Here is a 17,501-nt window from a genome sequence, read left to right on the forward strand (position 1 = left end):
GACCGGCTCACAGCTTGCTCGCCGCGATGTGGGCCGCCAGCTCGGCGATCGCCGGGTCCATCAGGTCGATCAGCGGCTTGGGCCATACGCCGATCAGCAGCGTGCCGAACGCGAACGTGCCCAGCACGATCCACTCGCGTGCGTTGATGTCCTTGAGCTCGGCCACGTGCGCATTGCCTACCTCGCCGAACATCACCCGCTTGACCAGCCACAGCGAGTAGCCGGCGCCGATGATCAAGGTCAGCGCGGCGGTGAACGCGATCATCGGATGGTGCTGGAAGCTGGCCAAGACCACCATGAACTCGCCGACGAAACCCGAGGTGCCCGGCAGGCCCGAGTTGGCCATCGCGAACAGCACGAAGAAGAAGGTGAACCACGGCATCACGTTGGCCACGCCGCCGTAGTCGCGGATCATGCGCGTGTGCATGCGGTCGTAGAGCACGCCGACGCAGGAGAACATCGCGCCGGAGATGAAGCCGTGCGAGATCATCTGCACCATCGCGCCCTGCAGGCCCAGGCGTGCGGCATCCTCGCCGCCGCTCACGTCGCGCACCAGCGCGAAGGCGATGAACATACCCAGGGTCACAAAGCCCATGTGCGCGACCGAGGAGTACGCGATGAGCTTCTTCATGTCCTCCTGGACCAGCGCCACCAGGCCCACGTACACCACTGCGATCAGCGACAGCGCGATCACCAGCCAGGCCCATTCGTGGCCGGCGTCGGGCGTGATCGGCAGGCTGAAGCGCAGGAAGCCGTAGCCGCCGATCTTCAGCATGATTGCCGCCAGGATCACCGAGCCACCGGTCGGCGCCTCGACGTGCGCGTCCGGAAGCCAGGTGTGCACCGGGAACATCGGGACCTTCACCGCAAACGCGGCGAGGAAGGCGAAGAACAGCCACATCTGCTCGGTCGAGGTCAGCCGCAGCGCGTACAGGTCCGGCAACTGCCAGCTGCCCGCCTTCAGGTACAGGTAGATCAGGCCGACCAGCATGAAGATCGAGCCGAGGAACGTGTACAGGAAGAACTTGATCGCCGCGTACACGCGCCGCGGGCCGCCCCAGACACCGATGATGATGAACATCGGGATCAGCATGGCCTCAAAGAACACGTAGAACAGCAGCGCGTCCACGGCCGAGAACACGCCGATCATCAGGCCCTCGAGGACCAGCATCGAACCAAAGTACTGGCTCACGCGCCGGTCGATCGATGTCCAGGCGCCCACCAGCACCAGCGCGGTGGTCAGCGCAGTGAGGATGATCAGCGCGATCGAGATGCCGTCGGCGCCCAGGTGGTACTGGATGTCATAGGCGGGGATCCACGCGCGCCGCTCGAGGAACTGCAGCCCGGTGGCGGCATAGTCGAAGCCGGTGAACAGCGGCAGGCTGAGCGCGAACACCACCAGCGCGATGGCCAGCGCAAGCCAGCGTGCGGCCGCGGCGCGTGTGTCGCCCAGCGCGAACACGGCGGCACCGCCGAGGATCGGCAGCCAGATCAGGAGACTGAGGAGGGGCCAGTTCTGCACGGGGTCAGGTCCAATAGCGGATCAGGACGGCCAGGAGCACGATCAGGCCGACGATCATCGCGAATGCGTAGTGGTAGAGGTATCCGGTCTGCATGCGGCGGACGAGCCCGGCGGTGAAATCGACAAGCCTGGCGGCGCCGTTGACGAACACGCCGTCGATCAACTTGCTGTCCACCTCGCGCGAGCCGCGGCCCAGCAGCAGGCTGCCGCCGGCGAAGCCCTTGATCCACAGGTCGTCCATGCCGTACTTGTTCTCGAGCACCCGGATCGGGCCGCGCAGCGCATGCGCCACCTTCGGCGCGAGGCTCGGGCGCCAGACGTACATCAGGGTCGCCAGCAGGAAGCCGGCCAGGCTCAGCCAGAACGCCGGCGCCACCAGGCCGTGCAGCGCGAACGCCACCGGGCCGTGCCACAGGGTGTCCTTGAGCTGCGCCATCACGTCGTTGCCTGCGAGCACCTCGATGGCCCCGGCGAAGAACGGCGTCGTCTCCTCGTGGCCGCTCCAGTCGGTGCCAAACAGCATCGGCCCGGCGGTGAAGAAACCGATCAGGATCGAGGGAATCGCCAGCAGGACCAGTGGCACGGTCACCACCCATGGCGATTCATGCGGCTCGTGCACGCCATGGTGGTCGTCGTCCACGTGGTGGCCATGCGCATCCAGGTGCGAGGGCTCATGCCGGGTTTCCTGGCCCAGCGGGCCGTGCTGCGCCTCGGGATGCGACTGCGGCACATCGCGGAAACGCTCCGCGCCGAAGTAGGTCAGGTACAGCAGGCGGAAGCTGTAGAACGAAGTCACGAATGCGCCCAGCAGCACCGCCCAGTAGCCGTAGCTGCCGACCCAGCCGCGGCCGTCGGCGGCGAGCTTGGCCGCCTCGATGATGGTGTCCTTGGAGTAGAAGCCGCTGAAGAACGGCGTCGCCACCAGCGCCAGCGTGCCGATCAGGGTGGTCCAGAAGGTGATCGGCATGTACTTGCGCAGGCCGCCCATCTTGCGCATGTCCTGCTCGTGGTGCATGCCGATGATCACGCTGCCGGCGGCCAGGAACAGCAGTGCCTTGAAGAAGGCGTGGGTCATCAGGTGGTACACGGCCGCCGAGTAGGCCGACACGCCGAGAGCGACGGTCATGTAGCCCAGCTGCGACAGGGTCGAGTACGCGACCACGCGCTTGATGTCGTTCTGCACCATGCCGATCAGGCCGGTGAAGAACGCGGTCGTGGCGCCGATGAACAGCACGAAGTCCAGCGCCGTGGGGCTGAGCTCGAAGATCGGCGACATGCGCGCGACCATGAAGATGCCCGCGGTCACCATCGTGGCGGCGTGGATCAGCGCCGAGATCGGGGTCGGGCCTTCCATCGAGTCGGGCAGCCACACGTGCAGCGGCACCTGCGCCGACTTGCCCATGGCGCCGATGAACAGGCAGATGCAGATCATCGTGGCGACCGACCATTCGGTGCTGCCGAAGATCTGGATGGTGCGCCCGTCCAGCACCTCGCTGGCGCGCCCGAACACGGTCGCGTAGTCGAGGCTGCCGAAGTACCACATCACCGCGGCGATGCCGAGCAGGAAACCGAAGTCGCCCACGCGATTGACCAGGAACGCCTTGAGATTGGCGAACACGGCGGTCGGGCGCTTGAACCAGAAGCCGATCAGCAGGTACGACACCAGGCCCACCGCCTCCCAGCCGAAGAACAGCTGCAGGAAGTTGTTGCTCATCACCAGCATGAGCATGGCGAAGGTGAACAGCGAGATGTAGCTGAAGAAGCGCTGGTAGTCCGGATCCTCGGCCATGTAGCCGACGGTGTAGACATGCACCAGCAGCGAGACGAAGGTCACCACCACCATCATCATCGCGGTCAGGTTGTCGACCAGGAAGCCGACGTGCGCCGAATACCGGCCCACCTCGAAGAAGGTGTAGAGGTTCTCGTTGAGCGGCGGCGCGCCCTGCCCCACCAGTTGCCACAGCACGTAGCCCGACAGGGCGCAGCTGATCGCGACCCCGAGGATCGTGACCGTGTGCGCGCCGGCGCGGCCGACCTGGCGGCCAAAGAAGCCGGCCACGATCGCGCCCAGCAGCGGCGCCAGCACGATGATCAGCAGGTGGGTTGTCGAAATCGCCATGTCTTGTCCATTACCCGGGTCGTACCACCTTCACTGCCGCCCTTCCGGGACGGCGACGCGTGACTTCAAAAGTCAGCGCGAGAAAATCATGCTGTTGTCATTGCAGCCATCCATGGCGCTACAGCGTGGGCTCCGGGGAGACCCGGCCCGGCCATCCATGGCCGGGCGTTCGCCGATGCGCGGAGCAGTGGTCCGCATACCTGACGTTCGAGTTGTCATTGCGGCCATCCATGGCGGTACGGCGTGGACTCCGGGGAGATCCGGCCCGGCCATCCGTGGCCGGGCGTTCGCCGCAGCGCGGACCAGTGGTCCGCAAGCGCTGCGGCTCACCCCTTCAGCGTGTCGAGTTCGGCGACGTTGATGGTGCGGTTGTTGCGGAACAGGGTGACCAGGATCGCCAGGCCGATCGCGGCTTCCGCGGCGGCCACGGTCAGGATGAAGAACACGAAGATCTGTCCCGCCTCGTCGCCGAAGTGGCGCGAGAAGGCGATGAAGTTGACGTTGACCGCGAGCAGCATCAGCTCGATCGACATCAGCAGGATGATCACGTTCTTCCGGTTGAGGAAGATGCCGGCGACGCTGATGCAGAACAGCGCGGCACCGAGCGCGAGATAGTGGCCAAGCGCGAGGCCCTGTCCGAAGAATTCCATTACCGGGTCTCCCCTTCGCCGCCCGCGGCATCCGCCGGCGGGACTTCGTCGACGGGCCGCTCGGCCGGCATGCTGACCATGCGCAGGCGGTCGGCCGCGCGGGTGCGGGTCTGTTCGCCCGGGTTCTGGTGCTTGGCACCCGGGCGGCGCCGCAGGGTCAGGGTGACCGCGGCCACGACCGCGACCGTCAGGATCAGCGCGGCCACTTCGAAGGGCAGCAGGAAGTCGGTGAACAGACGCCTTGCGATCCAGCTGACGTTGTTGCCGCCGACCGCGTCGACCTGGTCCACGCCGAAGGGCGCCAGCCGCGACTTGATGCCGATCAGCGTCAGGATCTCCACCAGCATCACCACGGCCACCAGCAGGCCGACCGGCAGGTAGCGCACGTATCCCTCGCGCAGCGGCGCCACGTCGACGTCGAGCATCATCACCACGAACAGGAACAGCACCAGCACCGCGCCGACGTAGACCACCATCAGCGCCACGCCCAGGAACTCGGCGCCGGCCAGGATCCAGGTGCAGGCCACGGTGAAGAAGGTCAACACCAGGAACAGCGCGGCGTGCACCGGGTTGCGGACGCTGATCACCGCGGCAGCCGAGGCGACGGCCACGGCGGCGAAGGTGAGGAAGGCGAGCAGTGCGAAATCCATGGTCGGTCGCTTATCGGAAGGCGGCGTCGGCGGCGCGGCGCTCGGCGATCTCGGCTTCAAGCCGGTCGCCGATGGCCAGCAGCTGCGGCTTGGTGACGATGTTCTCGCCGCGGTTCTCGAAGTGGTACTCGTGCAGGTGGGTCTGGACGATCGAGTCGACCGGGCACGACTCTTCGCAGAAGCCGCAGTAGATGCACTTGAACAGGTCGATGTCGTAGCGAGTGGTCCGGCGCGTGCCGTCCTCGGGCCGTGGCTCCGAATCGATGGTGATCGCCAGCGCCGGGCACACCGCCTCGCACAGCTTGCAGGCAATGCAGCGCTCCTCGCCGTTCGGGTAGCGGCGCAGCGCATGCAGGCCACGGAAGCGCGGCGACTGCGGCGTCTTTTCCATCGGGTACATCAGCGTGTACTTGGGACGGAACAGGTATTTGAGCGTCAGCGCCAGCCCGCCGAGCAGCTCGAGCAGGAACAGGCTCCGGAACCAGGAAACAAACTTGCCCATCACTGCCCCGCCTCGAAAACGCCGAAGTACGCCATCAACGCCACCACCACGATCCAGCCGATGCTCAGCGGGATGAACACCTTCCACCCCAGCCGCATGATCTGGTCGTAGCGGTAGCGCGGGAACGATGCGCGGAACCAGACGAAGCAGCTGGCGAAGAAGAACGCCTTCGCGAACAGCCACCACCAGCCGTCGCCGAGGATCACGCCCAGCACCGGCACGTCGGGGATCCAGGCAGCGGGGATCGGCGACAGCCAGCCGCCGAGGAAGAAGATCGGGGTCAGGAAGCTGACCAGGATCATGTTCGCGTATTCGGCCAGGAAGAACAGTGCGAACGCCGAACCCGAGTACTCGACCATGTGGCCGGCAACGATTTCGGATTCGCCTTCCACCACGTCGAACGGCGAGCGGTTGGTCTCGGCCACGCCGGACACGAAGTAGATGACGAACAGCGGCAGCATCGGCAGCCAGAACCATTCGAACAGGCCGGCGTCGCCGGACTGCGCCATCACGATCTGCGACAGGTTGAGGCTGCCCGCGCCGACCATCACGCCGACCAGGGCGAAGCCCATCGCGATCTCGTAGCTCACCATCTGGGCGGCCGAGCGCATCGCGCCGAGGAAGGCGTACTTCGAGTTCGAGGCCCAGCCGGCCAGGATCACGCCGTACACGCCCAGCGAGGTCATCGCCAGCAGGTACAGCAGGCCGGCATTGGCATTGGACAGCACCAGCTGCGCGTCGAACGGCACCACCGCCCAGGCGGCGAACGCCGGGGCCAGGGTGATCAGCGGCGCCAGCACGTACAATGCCTTGTGCGCGTTGGTGGGCTGGATGACTTCCTTGAACAGCAGCTTGAACACGTCGGCGAAGGCCTGCAGCACGCCCCAGCCCACGTACATCGGGCCGTGCCGCGAATGCATCCAGCCGATCAGCTTGCGCTCCCAGACCACGTAGAACGCCACCGACACGATCACCGGAACCGCAATGGCGAGGATCTTGAGCACGATCCAGACGATCACGCCGATCGCGCCCAGCGACATCAGCCCGTCATGCAGCGGTGCGGTCCAAGCGGACAGCAGGGTGGCGGTATTGGTCGCGCTCATGCGGCCTCCACCGTGACGTTGCCGGCGCCAAGAGCGGCAGTGGCGCCATAGCCCGACTCGACCCAGGCGCAGCCGCGCGCGACCAGGTTGCTGACGTTGACCTGCAGCGTTGCCGTGCCGGCGCCGTTGCGGACCTTGGCCATTGCGCCGCTCGCGAGCCCGGCAGCACCGGCGTCATCCGGATGCAGGCTCAGGCGCGGGCCGACGGTGAGAGGATGCGCCTGCAGCGCCTGCGCGCGGCGGGTCAGCCCGTCGACGCGGTAGATCGCCTGCGACACCGCGAGCTCGAGGCCTTCGCCGGACGCCGCGGTGGCCGCAGCGCCACGGCTTGCGTTCGGCGCGGTCGCCTGCAGCCCGGCGCGAAGCCCGGCCAGGTCGGTGAACTCGAAACCTGGCACTTGCAGCATCCCGCCAAGCGCGCGCAGCACCGTCCAACCCTGTCGCGCTTCGCCCGGCAGCTTGCCGGCGGCGATCGCCCGCTGGTCGATGCCCTCGAGGTTGGTGAGGGTCGCGTTGTTTTCGAACAGCGTCGCGATCGGCAGGATCACGTCGGCGACGCGGCGCGTGGACTGGCAGGCGAAATGGCTGAAGGCCACCACCTGCGCGCCACCCAGCGCGTTCAACGCAGCCGCCTGGTCGGCAAAGTCCAGGCCGGGCTCGACGCCGTACAGCACGTAGGCCCCACGCGGTTCCGCCAGCATGGCGGCTGCATCGCGACCGGACGGCAGCACGCCGTGGCGCGACAGGCCCAGCGCATTGGCACCCTGCGGGATGCGGCACAGCCTGGCGCCGGTCGCCTGCGCGAAACCGGCCGCTGCGGCCCGAACGGCAGCCGCGTGCGGGCCGTTTTCGGCCACCGCGCCCACGATCACGGCGATGCTGCCTGCACCGCGCACGGCTTCGGCGAGGTCCGCCGAACCCAGCGCGTCGGCCAGCCTCGACGGTGCGACGATCGCCTTGCTGGCGATATCGAACGCAAACTCGAAGTCGACCGGGCTGACCACGTGCACCTTCGCGCCGCGACGCCAGGCCTTGCGCACGCGCTGGTGCAGCAGCGGTACCTCGTGGCGCAGGTTGGAGCCGACGATGACGATCGCGTCGGCCTGGTCGATGTCGGCGACCGCCATCGCGAATGGTTCGGCCACCGCGCCATCGGACAGGTCGCGCTGGGAGATGCGATGGTCGATGTTGCCGGTGCCCAGGCCCTCGGCCAGGCGCGCCAGCAGGCTGCCCTCCTCGTTCGAGGTGGCAGGGTGCACCAGCACGCCGAGGTTGTCGGCGCCGTTGTCGCGCAGGATCCGTGCGGCGCTGGCCAGCGCCTCGTCCCAGCTGGCTTCGCGCCAGTCGCCATCGTCGCCGTTGGAGGCAACGCGCAGCAGTGGCTTCACCGCGCGATCGTCGGCGTACAGGCCCTGGTGCGAGTAGCGGTCGCGGTCGGACAACCAGCACTCGTTGACCGCTTCGTTGTCGCGCGGCACCGCGCGCATCACGTCGCCACGGCGCATGTGCAGGAACAGGTTGCTGCCCAGCGCGTCGTGGAAGCCCAGCGATTCGCGCGCGATCAGCTCCCAGGGACGGGCGCGGAAGCGGAAGACCTTGTTGGTCAGCGCGCCGACCGGGCACACGTCGATGACGTTGCCCGACAGTTCGGTGGTCAGCGGCTTGCCGTCGTAGGTGCCGATCTGCAGGTCCTCGCCGCGCTGCATTCCGCCCAGCTCGTAGGTACCGGCGATTTCGTCGGTGACGCGGATGCAGCGGGTGCAGTGGATGCAGCGGGTCATGTCGCTGGACACCAGCGGGCCGAGGTCCTCGTCGGCGACCACGCGCTTGCGTTCGACGAAGCGGCTCACCGACCGGCCGTAGCCCAACGACAGGTCCTGCAGTTCGCACTCGCCGCCCTGGTCGCAGATCGGGCAGTCGAGCGGATGGTTGATCAGCAGGAACTCCATCACGTTGCGCTGCGCCTTGAGCGCCTTCTCGTTGCGCGTGAAGACCTTGAGGCCGTCCATCACCGGCGTGGCGCAGGCCGGCGACGGCTTCGGCGCGGAACGGCCGCCGACCTCGGTGTCGACCAGGCACATGCGGCAGTTGGCCGCGATCGACAGCTTGTCGTGGTAGCAGAAACGCGGGATCGCGATGCCGGCCTTGTCCGCGGCCTGGATGATCATCGAGCCCTTGGGCGCGGCCAGCTCGACGCCATCGATGATGACGGTGACGTGGTCGGGCGGCAGGTTCGGATTGACGGGCTGTGCGCTCACGCGGCCACCTTCTCGGCCTTGACCAGCGTGCCTGCAAGCTCGTCGTCGACGTGGAAACGCTTGTTCACGATGGCGTATTCGAATTCGTGCCAGTAGTGGCGCAGGAAGCCTTGCACCGGCCAGGCCGCGGCCTCGCCGAAGGCGCAGATGGTATGGCCCTCGATCTGCCCTGCCGCCGCACGCAGCATATGCAGGTCGTCGAGCGTGGCTTCCATGTTGGCGATGCGGGTGAGCATGCGGTACATCCAGCCGGTGCCCTCGCGGCACGGGGTGCACTGGCCGCAGCTTTCCTTGAAATAGAAGCGGGCGATGCGCTGGCAGGCGCGCACCATGCAGGTGGTGTGGTCCATGACGATGACCGCGCCCGAGCCGAGGCCGGAACCGGCCTTCTGGAGCGCGTCGTAGTCCATGGTCAGGCCCATCATCGTCTCGCCCGGCAGCACCGGCATCGACGAACCGCCGGGGATCACGCCCTTGATGGGGTTGCCGTTGCGGATGCCGCCGGCCAGCTCCAGCAGCTCGCTGAACGGCGTGCCGAGGCGGATTTCGTAGTTGCCCGGCCGACCGACATGGCCCGACACCGAGAAGATCTTGCAGCCGCCGTTGTTGGGCTTGCCTAGATTGAGGAACCACTCGGCGCCATTGCGCACGATCGCCGGCACCGAGGCAAAAGTCTCGGTGTTGTTGATCGTGGTCGGCTTGCCGTACAGGCCGAAGTTGGCCGGGAACGGCGGCTTGTAGCGCGGCTGGCCCTTCTTGCCTTCCAGCGACTCCATCAGCGCGGTCTCTTCACCGCAGATGTAGGCGCCGGCGCCCAGCGCGTTGTAGATCTCGATGTCGATGCCCGAGCCAAGAATGTCGCTGCCGAGCCAGCCATTGGCATAGGCCTCGCGCGTGGCTTCCTCAAGATGCTCGAATGGCTCGTGGTGGAACTCGCCGCGCAGGTAGTTGTAGCCCACGTTCGAACCGGTCGCATAGCAGGCGATCGCCATGCCCTCGACGACCGAGTGCGGGTTGTAGCGCAGGATGTCGCGGTCCTTGCAGGTGCCTGGTTCGGACTCGTCGGAGTTGCACAGGATGTACTTCTGCATCTCGCCCTTGGGCATGAAGCTCCACTTCAGGCCGGTCGGGAAGCCTGCGCCGCCACGGCCGCGCAGGCCGGACTGCTTGACCATCTCGATCACGTCGGTCGGCGGGATCTTCTCGGTCAGGATGCGGCGCAGCGCCTGGTAGCCACCGGTCTTGAGGTAGTTCTCGTACGACCACGGCTTGTCGAAATGCAGCGTGGTGTAGACAGCCTGGTGCTCCTTCGGCGCGGGGCCGACGGGGCCGTAGCCTTCCGAATAGTGCGAATGACCCGCCATTACTTCAGCCCGTCCAGCAGCTCGTCCACCTTCTCGGGGGTGAGCTTCTCGTGGTAATGCCCGTTGATCACGACCACCGGCGCGCCGCAGCACGCGGCCACGCACTCTTCCTCGCGCTTGAGGTAGACGCGCCCGTCGGCAGTCGACTCACCCAGCCTGCAACCCAGCTTCTTTTCCGCGTGCTCGACCAGTTGCTCGGCACCGTTGAGCCAGCAGCTGATGTTGGTGCAGAAGGCGACGTTGTTTCGACCGACCTCCTGCGTTTCGAACATCGTGTAGAAGGTCGCCACCTCGTACGCCCACACCGGCGGCAGGTCGAGGTACCTGGCGACGCCCGCGATCAGCTCGTCGGTCAGGAAGCCCTGGTTCTGCTCCTGCACGGCAAACAGCCCCTGCAGCACGGCCGAGCGCTTGCGGTCGGCCGGGAACTTCGCCAGCCAGTGGTCGATGTGCGCACGGGTCGCGTCGCTCAGCACGACCATCGGGTCGACGTTGCGCGCGTTTTCGAAATTGCCTGTCGCTTTCATCGCCTGCCTTACCTGTCGATTTCGCCAAACACGACGTCGTACGTGCCGATCATCGCCACCACGTCCGACAGCATGTGCCCCCTCACGATCTCGTCCATCGACGACAGGTGCGCGAAGCCGGGCGCGCGCACATGCAGACGGAATGGCTTGTTGGCGCCGTCGCTGACCAGGTAGCAGGCGAGCTCGCCCTTGGGCCCCTCGATCGCGGCATAGGTCTCGCCAACCGGCACGCAGTAGCCTTCGGAGAACAGCTTGAAGTGGTGGATCAGTGCTTCCATGTCGTCCTTCATCTCCTCGCGGGAGGGAGGCGCGACCTTGTAGTTGTCGATCATCACCGGGCCGGGGTTGGCCCGCAGCCACTTCACGCACTGCTCGACGATGCGCGTCGACTGGCGCATCTCGGCCACGCGGACCAGATAGCGGTCGTAGCAGTCGCCGTTGGCGCCAATCGGGATATCGAAATCGACTTCGGCGTACTTCGCGTACGGCTGCTTCTTGCGCAGGTCCCAGGCCACGCCCGAACCACGCAGCATCGGCCCGGTCATGCCCCAGGCCAGCGCCTGCTCCGGCGGGATCACGCCAATGCCGACGGTGCGCTGCTTCCAGATCCGGTTGTCGGTGAGCAGGGTCTCGTACTCGTCGACGCGGTTCGGGAAGTCCTTCGCAAAGGCCTCCAGGTAGTCCAGCATCGAGCCTTCGCGCCACTCGTTGAAGCGCTTGAGCTTGGCGCCCTTGCGCCACGGGGACTCGCGGTACTGCGGCATGCGGTCCGGCAGGTCGCGATAGACGCCGCCGGGACGGTAGTAGGTCGCGTGCATGCGCGCGCCCGACACTGCCTCGTACACGTCCATCAGTTCCTCGCGCTCGCGGAACGAGTACAGGAACACCGCCATCGCGCCCAGGTCGAGCGCGTTGGAACCGAGCCACATCAGATGGTTGAGGATCCGCGTGATTTCATCGAACAGCGTGCGGATGTACTGCGCGCGAACCGGCGCCTCGATGCCCATCAGGATTTCGATGGCGCGCACGTAGGCGTGCTCGTTGCACATCATCGACACGTAGTCCAGGCGATCCATGTAGCCGATCGACTGGTTGAACGGCTTGGACTCGGCCAGCTTTTCGGTACCGCGGTGGAGCAGGCCGATGTGCGGGTCGGCGCGCTGCACCACCTCGCCGTCCATCTCCAGGATCAGGCGCAGCACGCCGTGCGCGGCCGGATGCTGCGGGCCGAAGTTGAGCGTGTAGTTGCGGATTTCCTGCGAGAACTCGGCCCGGCTGCTGGCGAAGGCTTCGCCGGACGGTCGCGGTGGCGTATTCGGAACGAGGCTCATTTCGGCCCCTCCGACCTGCCCGCATGCTCGCGGCGTGCGCGCTGCTCGTCCACCGCGGTCTGGTAGCGCGCGTCGTCGCGAATGACGCGCGGCACGGTCACGCGCGGCTCCACCGAGGTCACCGGCTCGTACACCACGCGTTTCTTTTCCGCGTCGTAGCGCACTTCGACATTGCCGATCAGCGGGAAGTCCTTGCGGAACGGATGGCCGACGAAACCGTAGTCGGTCAGGATCCGGCGCAGGTCCGGGTGGCCCCTGAACACGATGCCGAACAGGTCGAAGGCTTCGCGCTCGAACCAGTTGGCCACAGGCCACAGGCCGGTCAGCGAAGACACGACGGGCAGGTCGTCGCTCGGCGCGTAACAGGTCACACGCAGGCGGCGGTTGTGCTGCAGCGACAGCAGTTGCGTCACCGCGGCGAAACGACGCTGCGGTACATGGATCGCGCCGATACCATCGGGCTGGTCGAGCTGCTGCGAAGTCGTTTCGCCAAAGCCGAAGCGGCCGGGACCGCGCCCTTCGACGCCGCGGCTGTAGCCTTCGGACGAAGCTTCCGTATCCCACTCGTCGCTGCCGTAGCCCAAGTAGTCCACGCCGCACAGGTCGACCAGCGACTCGAATGCGAATTCATCGCGCAGCGCGGTGCAGACCTCGAGCCAATCGCCGGACGTGACCAGCCCGACCTCGCCACGCGGCATGGCCACGCTGACCGCAGCATCGGGGAAGCGTGCGCGCAGGCGCTCGGCGAAGGCAGCCGCGGTTTCGCGGGTCATGCGATCAGCCATGACGCATCCCCGTCTTCTCGTCGCCGAAGTTGGTGGCGCGGCGGATCTTCTTCTGCAACTGCAGGATGCCGTAGATCAGCGCTTCGGCCGTCGGCGGGCAACCGGGCACATAGATATCGACCGGCACCACGCGGTCGCAGCCGCGCACCACCGCGTAGGAGTAGTGGTAATAGCCACCACCGTTGGCGCAGCTGCCCATCGAGATCACCCACTTGGGGTTGGGCATCTGGTCGTAGACCTTGCGCAGCGCCGGGGCCATCTTGTTGACCAGGGTGCCAGCCACGATCATCACGTCGGACTGGCGCGGCGAGGGGCGGAACACCACGCCGTAGCGGTCCAGGTCCAGGCGCGCGGCGCCTGCATGCATCATCTCGACCGCGCAGCAGGCAAGGCCGAAGGTCATCGGCCACATCGAGCCGGTGCGCGCCCAGTTGAGCAGCACATCCGAGCTGGTGGTGAGGAAGCCGCGCTCGAGCAGCGGGTTGTTGTCCGCCGAGCCGCCGAGCAGGGTTTCCGGGCGCAGGATGTCGTCGACGCGACCATCCGGCAGCGGGTTGCTGGCCGAATCAGCCAGGCCGCGTATCGCCTGGATCACTCCCATTCGAGCGCTCCCTTCTTCCACACGTAGATGAATCCGAGCAGCAGCATGCCCACGAAGATGCCCATCTCGATCAGGCCCAGCGGGCCGAGCTCGCGGAACACCGTCGCCCAAGGCACGATGAAGATGATTTCCAGGTCGAAAATGATGAACTGGATCGCGATGAGGTAGTAGCGCACGTCGAACTGGATGCGCGAATCCTCGAACGCGTTGAAGCCGCACTCGTAGGGCGAGAGCTTCTCGGCCGACGGAGCTTTCGGACCCAACAGGTTGCCGATGATCAGCAATGCAACGCCGACCCCCGTGGCAACGATCAGGAACAGCAGGGTCGGCAGGTATTCGGCCAGCACTCGTTGTTCTCTCGGCTACTTGCCGCCATATGGCGGCCGTCGCTCGGCGCGCCTTGATGCGCGCGCGACATCGGTAAATATGGTGCCCAAGGGGGGACTCGAACCCCCACGACCTAAGCCGCTACCACCTCAAGGTAGTGCGTCTACCAATTCCGCCACCTGGGCAAATCTGTCGCCGCCTGGAACCGCTTTCGGCAACGCGGCAATTGTAAGCTTTATTGCCCGGTTTGAGCAGCCGGCGGCACGGGGTCCGGCGCGTCTTGCTGCTGCTGCTCCGGGGCGACCGGCACGGCACCGATGGCCGGCTCCTGCGTCGACTGCCGGGGCACAACCGGAACCGACGGCGAGGACTGCGGCGCAACCGGCACGGCGCCCGGCGATGCCGGGGCAGCGGGCACTTGCGACATGATGCCCAGGTCCGCGCCGGTTTGCGGGGTGGTGGCCTGCCGCGTCGCATACCACGCCATGAACAGCGTGATGGCAAAGAAGCTGATGCCCAGCCACTTGGTGGCCTTGGTCAGGAAGCTGGCCGAGCCGCGGGCGCCGAACACGGTGGCCGAAGCACCACCGCCGAAACCCGAACCGGCCGACGCGCCGGCGCCGCGTTGCATGAGGATCAGCGCGATCATCGCGATCGCGATCAGGACGAACAGGATATTGAGGATCAACAGCAGCATTGCGGCGTACTCGGAATGTCTTGGGAGCTGCGGTCAGCGGGCCGCGGCGCGCACGATGGCGAGGAAGTCCGCCGCCACCAGCGAGGCGCCGCCAATGAGTCCGCCGTCGATGTCCGCCTGGGCGAACAGCTCCGCGGCATTGGCCGGCTTCACGCTGCCGCCGTACAGGATCGGCAGCGAATCAGCAATTCTAGCATCCCATGCAGCGACGTGGCCACGGATCAGGGCGTGGACTTCCTGGGCCTGGGCGGGGCTGGCGGTCTGCCCGGTGCCGATCGCCCAGACCGGCTCGTAGGCGACCACGGCACCGGTGAAGCGCGCCACGCCGGCCCGCTCCAGCACCGGCTCCAGCTGCGAGGCAATGACAGCGGCGGTGCGCCCGGCCTCGCGGTCCTCGAGCGTCTCGCCCAGGCACAGGATCGGCACGAGTCCGGCGTTGGACGCGGCCAGGAACTTCTTCGCCACCAGGTCGCTGTTCTCCATATGGTGGCGACGGCGCTCGGAGTGGCCCACCAGTCCGTAGCGCGCACCGACATCAAGCAGCATCCGCGCCGAGACTTCGCCGGTGTAGGCGCCCTCTTCGTTGTGGCTGACGTCCTGCGCGCCGAAAGCGACCGGGTGTTGCTCGAAGTCCTCGATCAGGTCGCCCAGATAGGGCAGCGGCGGCAGCACCACCACGTCCACGCCCGGCACCGGCAGGTCCGCCACGAGTTCACCGAGCAGGTTGGCCGCGAATTCGCGGGTGCCATACAGCTTCCAGTTTCCGGCTACGATCCTGCGGCGCATCGCGTGACCCCTGCTGCATGACGGGCGCACAGGATAGCCGATGCCCGCGCCGCGCCGCCGGGCCCCATCGCTCACCGCTCGCCGCGCGACACCTGGGCAGTGGCGTCCGCGCCCGCGGCAACCACCGGCAGGTCGTCGGCCTCCGCCCCGTGCAGGTGGCGGCGGATCGCATCGCGCGCAGGCACGTCCCATTCGACGCGCCAGGCGCAGTGGCGTGGTTCGACCACGTCGCCGTGGTAGCCGAGGTTGCCCTCCACGCCGAGCATGGCGTAGACGCCGGCCACGGCCTGCACGGCCGCATGGCCGGCGGATGCGCCCAGCCAGTCCACGTGCGGGTTGTCCAGCACCAGCAGCCCCCGCGGTGCCACGAGCGCCAGGACCGCGTGCTGATCGATCGGCAGCCGCTCCACGTCATTGGCAAAGGCAGCGAATGCATCCGCGAGCCAGGGCTGTTCGCCAAACGCGCTATGCGGCGGCTGCGCCCCGCCACCGACCACGCCGCGCCAGAGCGGCACGCCGCCGGAACCAGATTCGATCGGAATCGTCAGGGCGATGCGCTCGTCGAAGGCACCTGCGGCGAGCGCACCCTTGCCATAGCGCGAGCAGCCGGCGACCGCGACCGCGTCGGGCCGCAGCAGGCCCTGCCCCGCCTGTTCAATCGCATCGATCAGCCGGCTCACGCCCCAGGCCCAGGCCATCAGGCTGCCGGTAGCCTGCACCGGCTCTCCGTAGAGTTCGAAGAACGCGCCACGCCGGTCCCGCGATTGCCCGGTTTCAGCGCCGACCGGGGTGGGCACGAAATCGATGCGGGCGATGCCCTCAGCGGCCAGCAGCGCGTCGTCGACGCCGGCAACCCCACCGATCACGATCAGGACCGGATGCGGCCCGGGCCCTTCCGGCAGGCGCAGTGTGGCGCCGAAGCCGGCTTCGCGGCCATCGTGACTGACCTCGACATGGATGCGATCGCCTTCGATCCGGGCCGACACGCGCTCCGGATCAGGTCCCCGTGGGCCGTAGACATGGGCCTCGGCGGTCGCGCGCAGCGTCTGGCGCCGGCAGGGCCAGTCCGCGCGCGTGATCCTGGTTCCATCTGGCTGGAGCAGCAGCCCGGGCAGGCCGGTGGCCGCCTCGCGCGGCGCGAGCGGCGTGGCGCAATCGGGCGGGACTGCGGCTGGTGCCGCGAACGCTGCGGACAACGCCAGTGCGAACACGGCAGGACGTACGGGGATCGTCGGCATCGCGGGCTCCACGTCGTGCAGATATGTGCGGGCCGCCGCTACTTCAGATTGATCTCGCGCAGGCGCTGTTCGAGGAAGCCGTGCGCGGTGATCGGCTCGGGATAGCGGCTGGGGCTGTCGGACGTGATGCACGAGGGCAGTACGTCGATCAGGAAATCCGGATTGGGGTGCAGGAAAAACGGCACCGAATAGCGCGGCTGTCGCGCCGCCTCGCCGGGGGGATTGACCACGCGGTGGATGGTCGAGGGATAGACATGGTTGGTGAGCCGCTCGAGCATGTCGCCGATGTTCACCACGATGGTGTCGCCCTCGGAGGTGAAGGGTACCCACTCGCCCTTCTTCGACTGCACCTCGAGGCCGGCGGTCGATGCGCCCACGAGGAGGGTGATGAAGTTGATGTCGCCATGCGCACCGGCGCGCACGTTGGGGATGTCGTCGGCGGTGATCGGCGGGTAGTGGATCGGGCGCAGGATCGAGTTGCCGAAGTTGGTCTTGTCGGCGAAGAAGTCCTCCGCCAGGCCGATGTGCAGCGCCAGCGCCGAGAGCACGCGCGAGCCGAGCGCATCGAGCGCGTTGTACAGAGCCAGGCCGTGTTCGCGGAACTCCGGCACCTCGTCGGGCCACACGTTGGGCGGCATCACGTCGCGGTACTTCGAATCCTCCGGCAGCTCGCGGCCGATGTGCCAGAACTCCTTGAGGTCGAAGTGCTTCGAGCCCTTGGCGGTCTCGATGCCGAAGGGCGTGTAGCCGCGCGCGCCGCCCTGGCCCTGCACGTGGTACTTCTTCTTGACCTCCTCGGGCAGCGCATAGAAGCGGCGAAACGCCGCGTAGGCCTCGTCGATCAAGGCCTGCGGAATGCCGTGGTGGCTGATGCCCGCGAACCCCCATTCGCGGTATGCGTTGCCGAGCTCTGCGACGAAGGCGTCGCGGTCGCCGTCGTAGCGGCGGATGTCGAGGGTCGGGATGCGCGGGGTCATCATGGGCTCCGGGTGTTCTGCGATCCGGCGATTGGGCCACGCCTGCGGGCCGATGGCACTGATC

17 protein-coding genes and 1 tRNA gene are annotated in these 17,501 nt (G+C 67.1%); all 18 read right to left on the reverse strand.

Annotated features, from left to right (window positions below; all coding sequences use genetic code 11):
* Positions 1-7: 7 nt before the first annotated feature.
* Positions 8-1,522: an NADH-quinone oxidoreductase subunit M gene (locus ACW5EG_RS08875; protein ID WP_457019994.1), complete on the reverse strand. Its 1,515-nt coding sequence runs from the start codon at positions 1,520-1,522 to the stop codon at positions 8-10.
* 4 nt (positions 1,523-1,526) lie between these two features.
* On the reverse strand, positions 1,527-3,641 hold the full coding sequence (nuoL, locus tag ACW5EG_RS08880; RefSeq protein WP_457019995.1) for an NADH-quinone oxidoreductase subunit L: 2,115 nt from the start codon (positions 3,639-3,641) through the stop codon (positions 1,527-1,529).
* 326 nt (positions 3,642-3,967) lie between these two features.
* The gene (gene nuoK, locus ACW5EG_RS08885) at positions 3,968-4,291 is read right to left on the reverse strand and encodes an NADH-quinone oxidoreductase subunit NuoK (RefSeq protein ID WP_457019997.1); all 324 of its coding nucleotides are present in this window, start codon (positions 4,289-4,291) and stop codon (positions 3,968-3,970) included.
* Positions 4,291-4,941, reverse strand: a complete 651-nt coding sequence (locus ACW5EG_RS08890; RefSeq protein WP_457019998.1) for an NADH-quinone oxidoreductase subunit J — start codon at positions 4,939-4,941, stop codon at positions 4,291-4,293. The genes nuoK and ACW5EG_RS08890 overlap by 1 nt, the downstream gene beginning before the upstream one ends.
* Positions 4,942-4,951: 10 nt before the next feature.
* Positions 4,952-5,443: an NADH-quinone oxidoreductase subunit NuoI gene (gene nuoI / locus ACW5EG_RS08895; protein WP_457020000.1), complete on the reverse strand. Its 492-nt coding sequence runs from the start codon at positions 5,441-5,443 to the stop codon at positions 4,952-4,954.
* A complete protein-coding gene (nuoH, locus tag ACW5EG_RS08900; protein ID WP_457020001.1) occupies positions 5,443-6,546 on the reverse strand; it encodes an NADH-quinone oxidoreductase subunit NuoH in 1,104 nt (367 codons plus the stop codon). Before nuoH ends, nuoI begins: the two co-directional genes overlap by 1 nt.
* On the reverse strand, positions 6,543-8,804 hold the full coding sequence (nuoG, locus tag ACW5EG_RS08905) for an NADH-quinone oxidoreductase subunit NuoG (RefSeq protein ID WP_457021282.1): 2,262 nt from the start codon (positions 8,802-8,804) through the stop codon (positions 6,543-6,545). The genes nuoH and nuoG overlap by 4 nt, the downstream gene beginning before the upstream one ends.
* Complete coding sequence (nuoF, locus tag ACW5EG_RS08910; RefSeq protein ID WP_457020004.1) at positions 8,801-10,168, reverse strand: NADH-quinone oxidoreductase subunit NuoF; 1,368 nt, start codon at positions 10,166-10,168, stop codon at positions 8,801-8,803. Before nuoF ends, nuoG begins: the two co-directional genes overlap by 4 nt.
* Complete coding sequence (gene nuoE / locus ACW5EG_RS08915) at positions 10,168-10,695, reverse strand: NADH-quinone oxidoreductase subunit NuoE (RefSeq protein WP_457020005.1); 528 nt, start codon at positions 10,693-10,695, stop codon at positions 10,168-10,170. The genes nuoF and nuoE overlap by 1 nt, the downstream gene beginning before the upstream one ends.
* 8 nt (positions 10,696-10,703) lie before the next feature.
* Entirely contained in the window at positions 10,704-12,026 is a 1,323-nt protein-coding gene (locus ACW5EG_RS08920; RefSeq protein WP_457020006.1) for an NADH-quinone oxidoreductase subunit D, read from the reverse strand.
* Positions 12,023-12,799, reverse strand: coding sequence for an NADH-quinone oxidoreductase subunit C (locus tag ACW5EG_RS08925; protein ID WP_457020104.1), 777 nt, complete (start codon positions 12,797-12,799; stop codon positions 12,023-12,025). The genes ACW5EG_RS08920 and ACW5EG_RS08925 overlap by 4 nt, the downstream gene beginning before the upstream one ends.
* A 4-nt stretch (positions 12,800-12,803) precedes the next feature.
* Positions 12,804-13,412 (reverse strand): NuoB/complex I 20 kDa subunit family protein, encoded by a 609-nt coding sequence (locus tag ACW5EG_RS08930; protein ID WP_457020007.1) that lies wholly within the window; start codon positions 13,410-13,412, stop codon positions 12,804-12,806.
* Positions 13,403-13,759: an NADH-quinone oxidoreductase subunit A gene (locus ACW5EG_RS08935; protein WP_457020008.1), complete on the reverse strand. Its 357-nt coding sequence runs from the start codon at positions 13,757-13,759 to the stop codon at positions 13,403-13,405. The genes ACW5EG_RS08930 and ACW5EG_RS08935 overlap by 10 nt, the downstream gene beginning before the upstream one ends.
* 80 nt (positions 13,760-13,839) lie before the next feature.
* Positions 13,840-13,924: transfer RNA gene (locus tag ACW5EG_RS08940), tRNA-Leu, on the reverse strand.
* Between the two features lie 50 nt (positions 13,925-13,974).
* Positions 13,975-14,436 carry a preprotein translocase subunit SecG gene (secG, locus tag ACW5EG_RS08945; RefSeq protein ID WP_457020009.1) on the reverse strand — a complete coding sequence of 154 codons (462 nt, stop codon included), beginning with the start codon at positions 14,434-14,436 and terminating at the stop codon, positions 13,975-13,977.
* A 33-nt stretch (positions 14,437-14,469) separates the two neighbouring features.
* Positions 14,470-15,222, reverse strand: coding sequence for a triose-phosphate isomerase (gene tpiA / locus ACW5EG_RS08950; protein WP_457020010.1), 753 nt, complete (start codon positions 15,220-15,222; stop codon positions 14,470-14,472).
* Between the two features lie 71 nt (positions 15,223-15,293).
* Positions 15,294-16,460 carry a glucuronyl esterase domain-containing protein gene (locus ACW5EG_RS08955; protein WP_457021283.1) on the reverse strand — a complete coding sequence of 389 codons (1,167 nt, stop codon included), beginning with the start codon at positions 16,458-16,460 and terminating at the stop codon, positions 15,294-15,296.
* A gap of 38 nt (positions 16,461-16,498) precedes the next feature.
* Positions 16,499-17,437, reverse strand: coding sequence for an isopenicillin N synthase family dioxygenase (locus tag ACW5EG_RS08960; protein WP_457021284.1), 939 nt, complete (start codon positions 17,435-17,437; stop codon positions 16,499-16,501).
* Positions 17,438-17,501: the final 64 nt, after the last annotated feature.

This window comes from Luteimonas sp. A611, assembly GCF_054072715.1.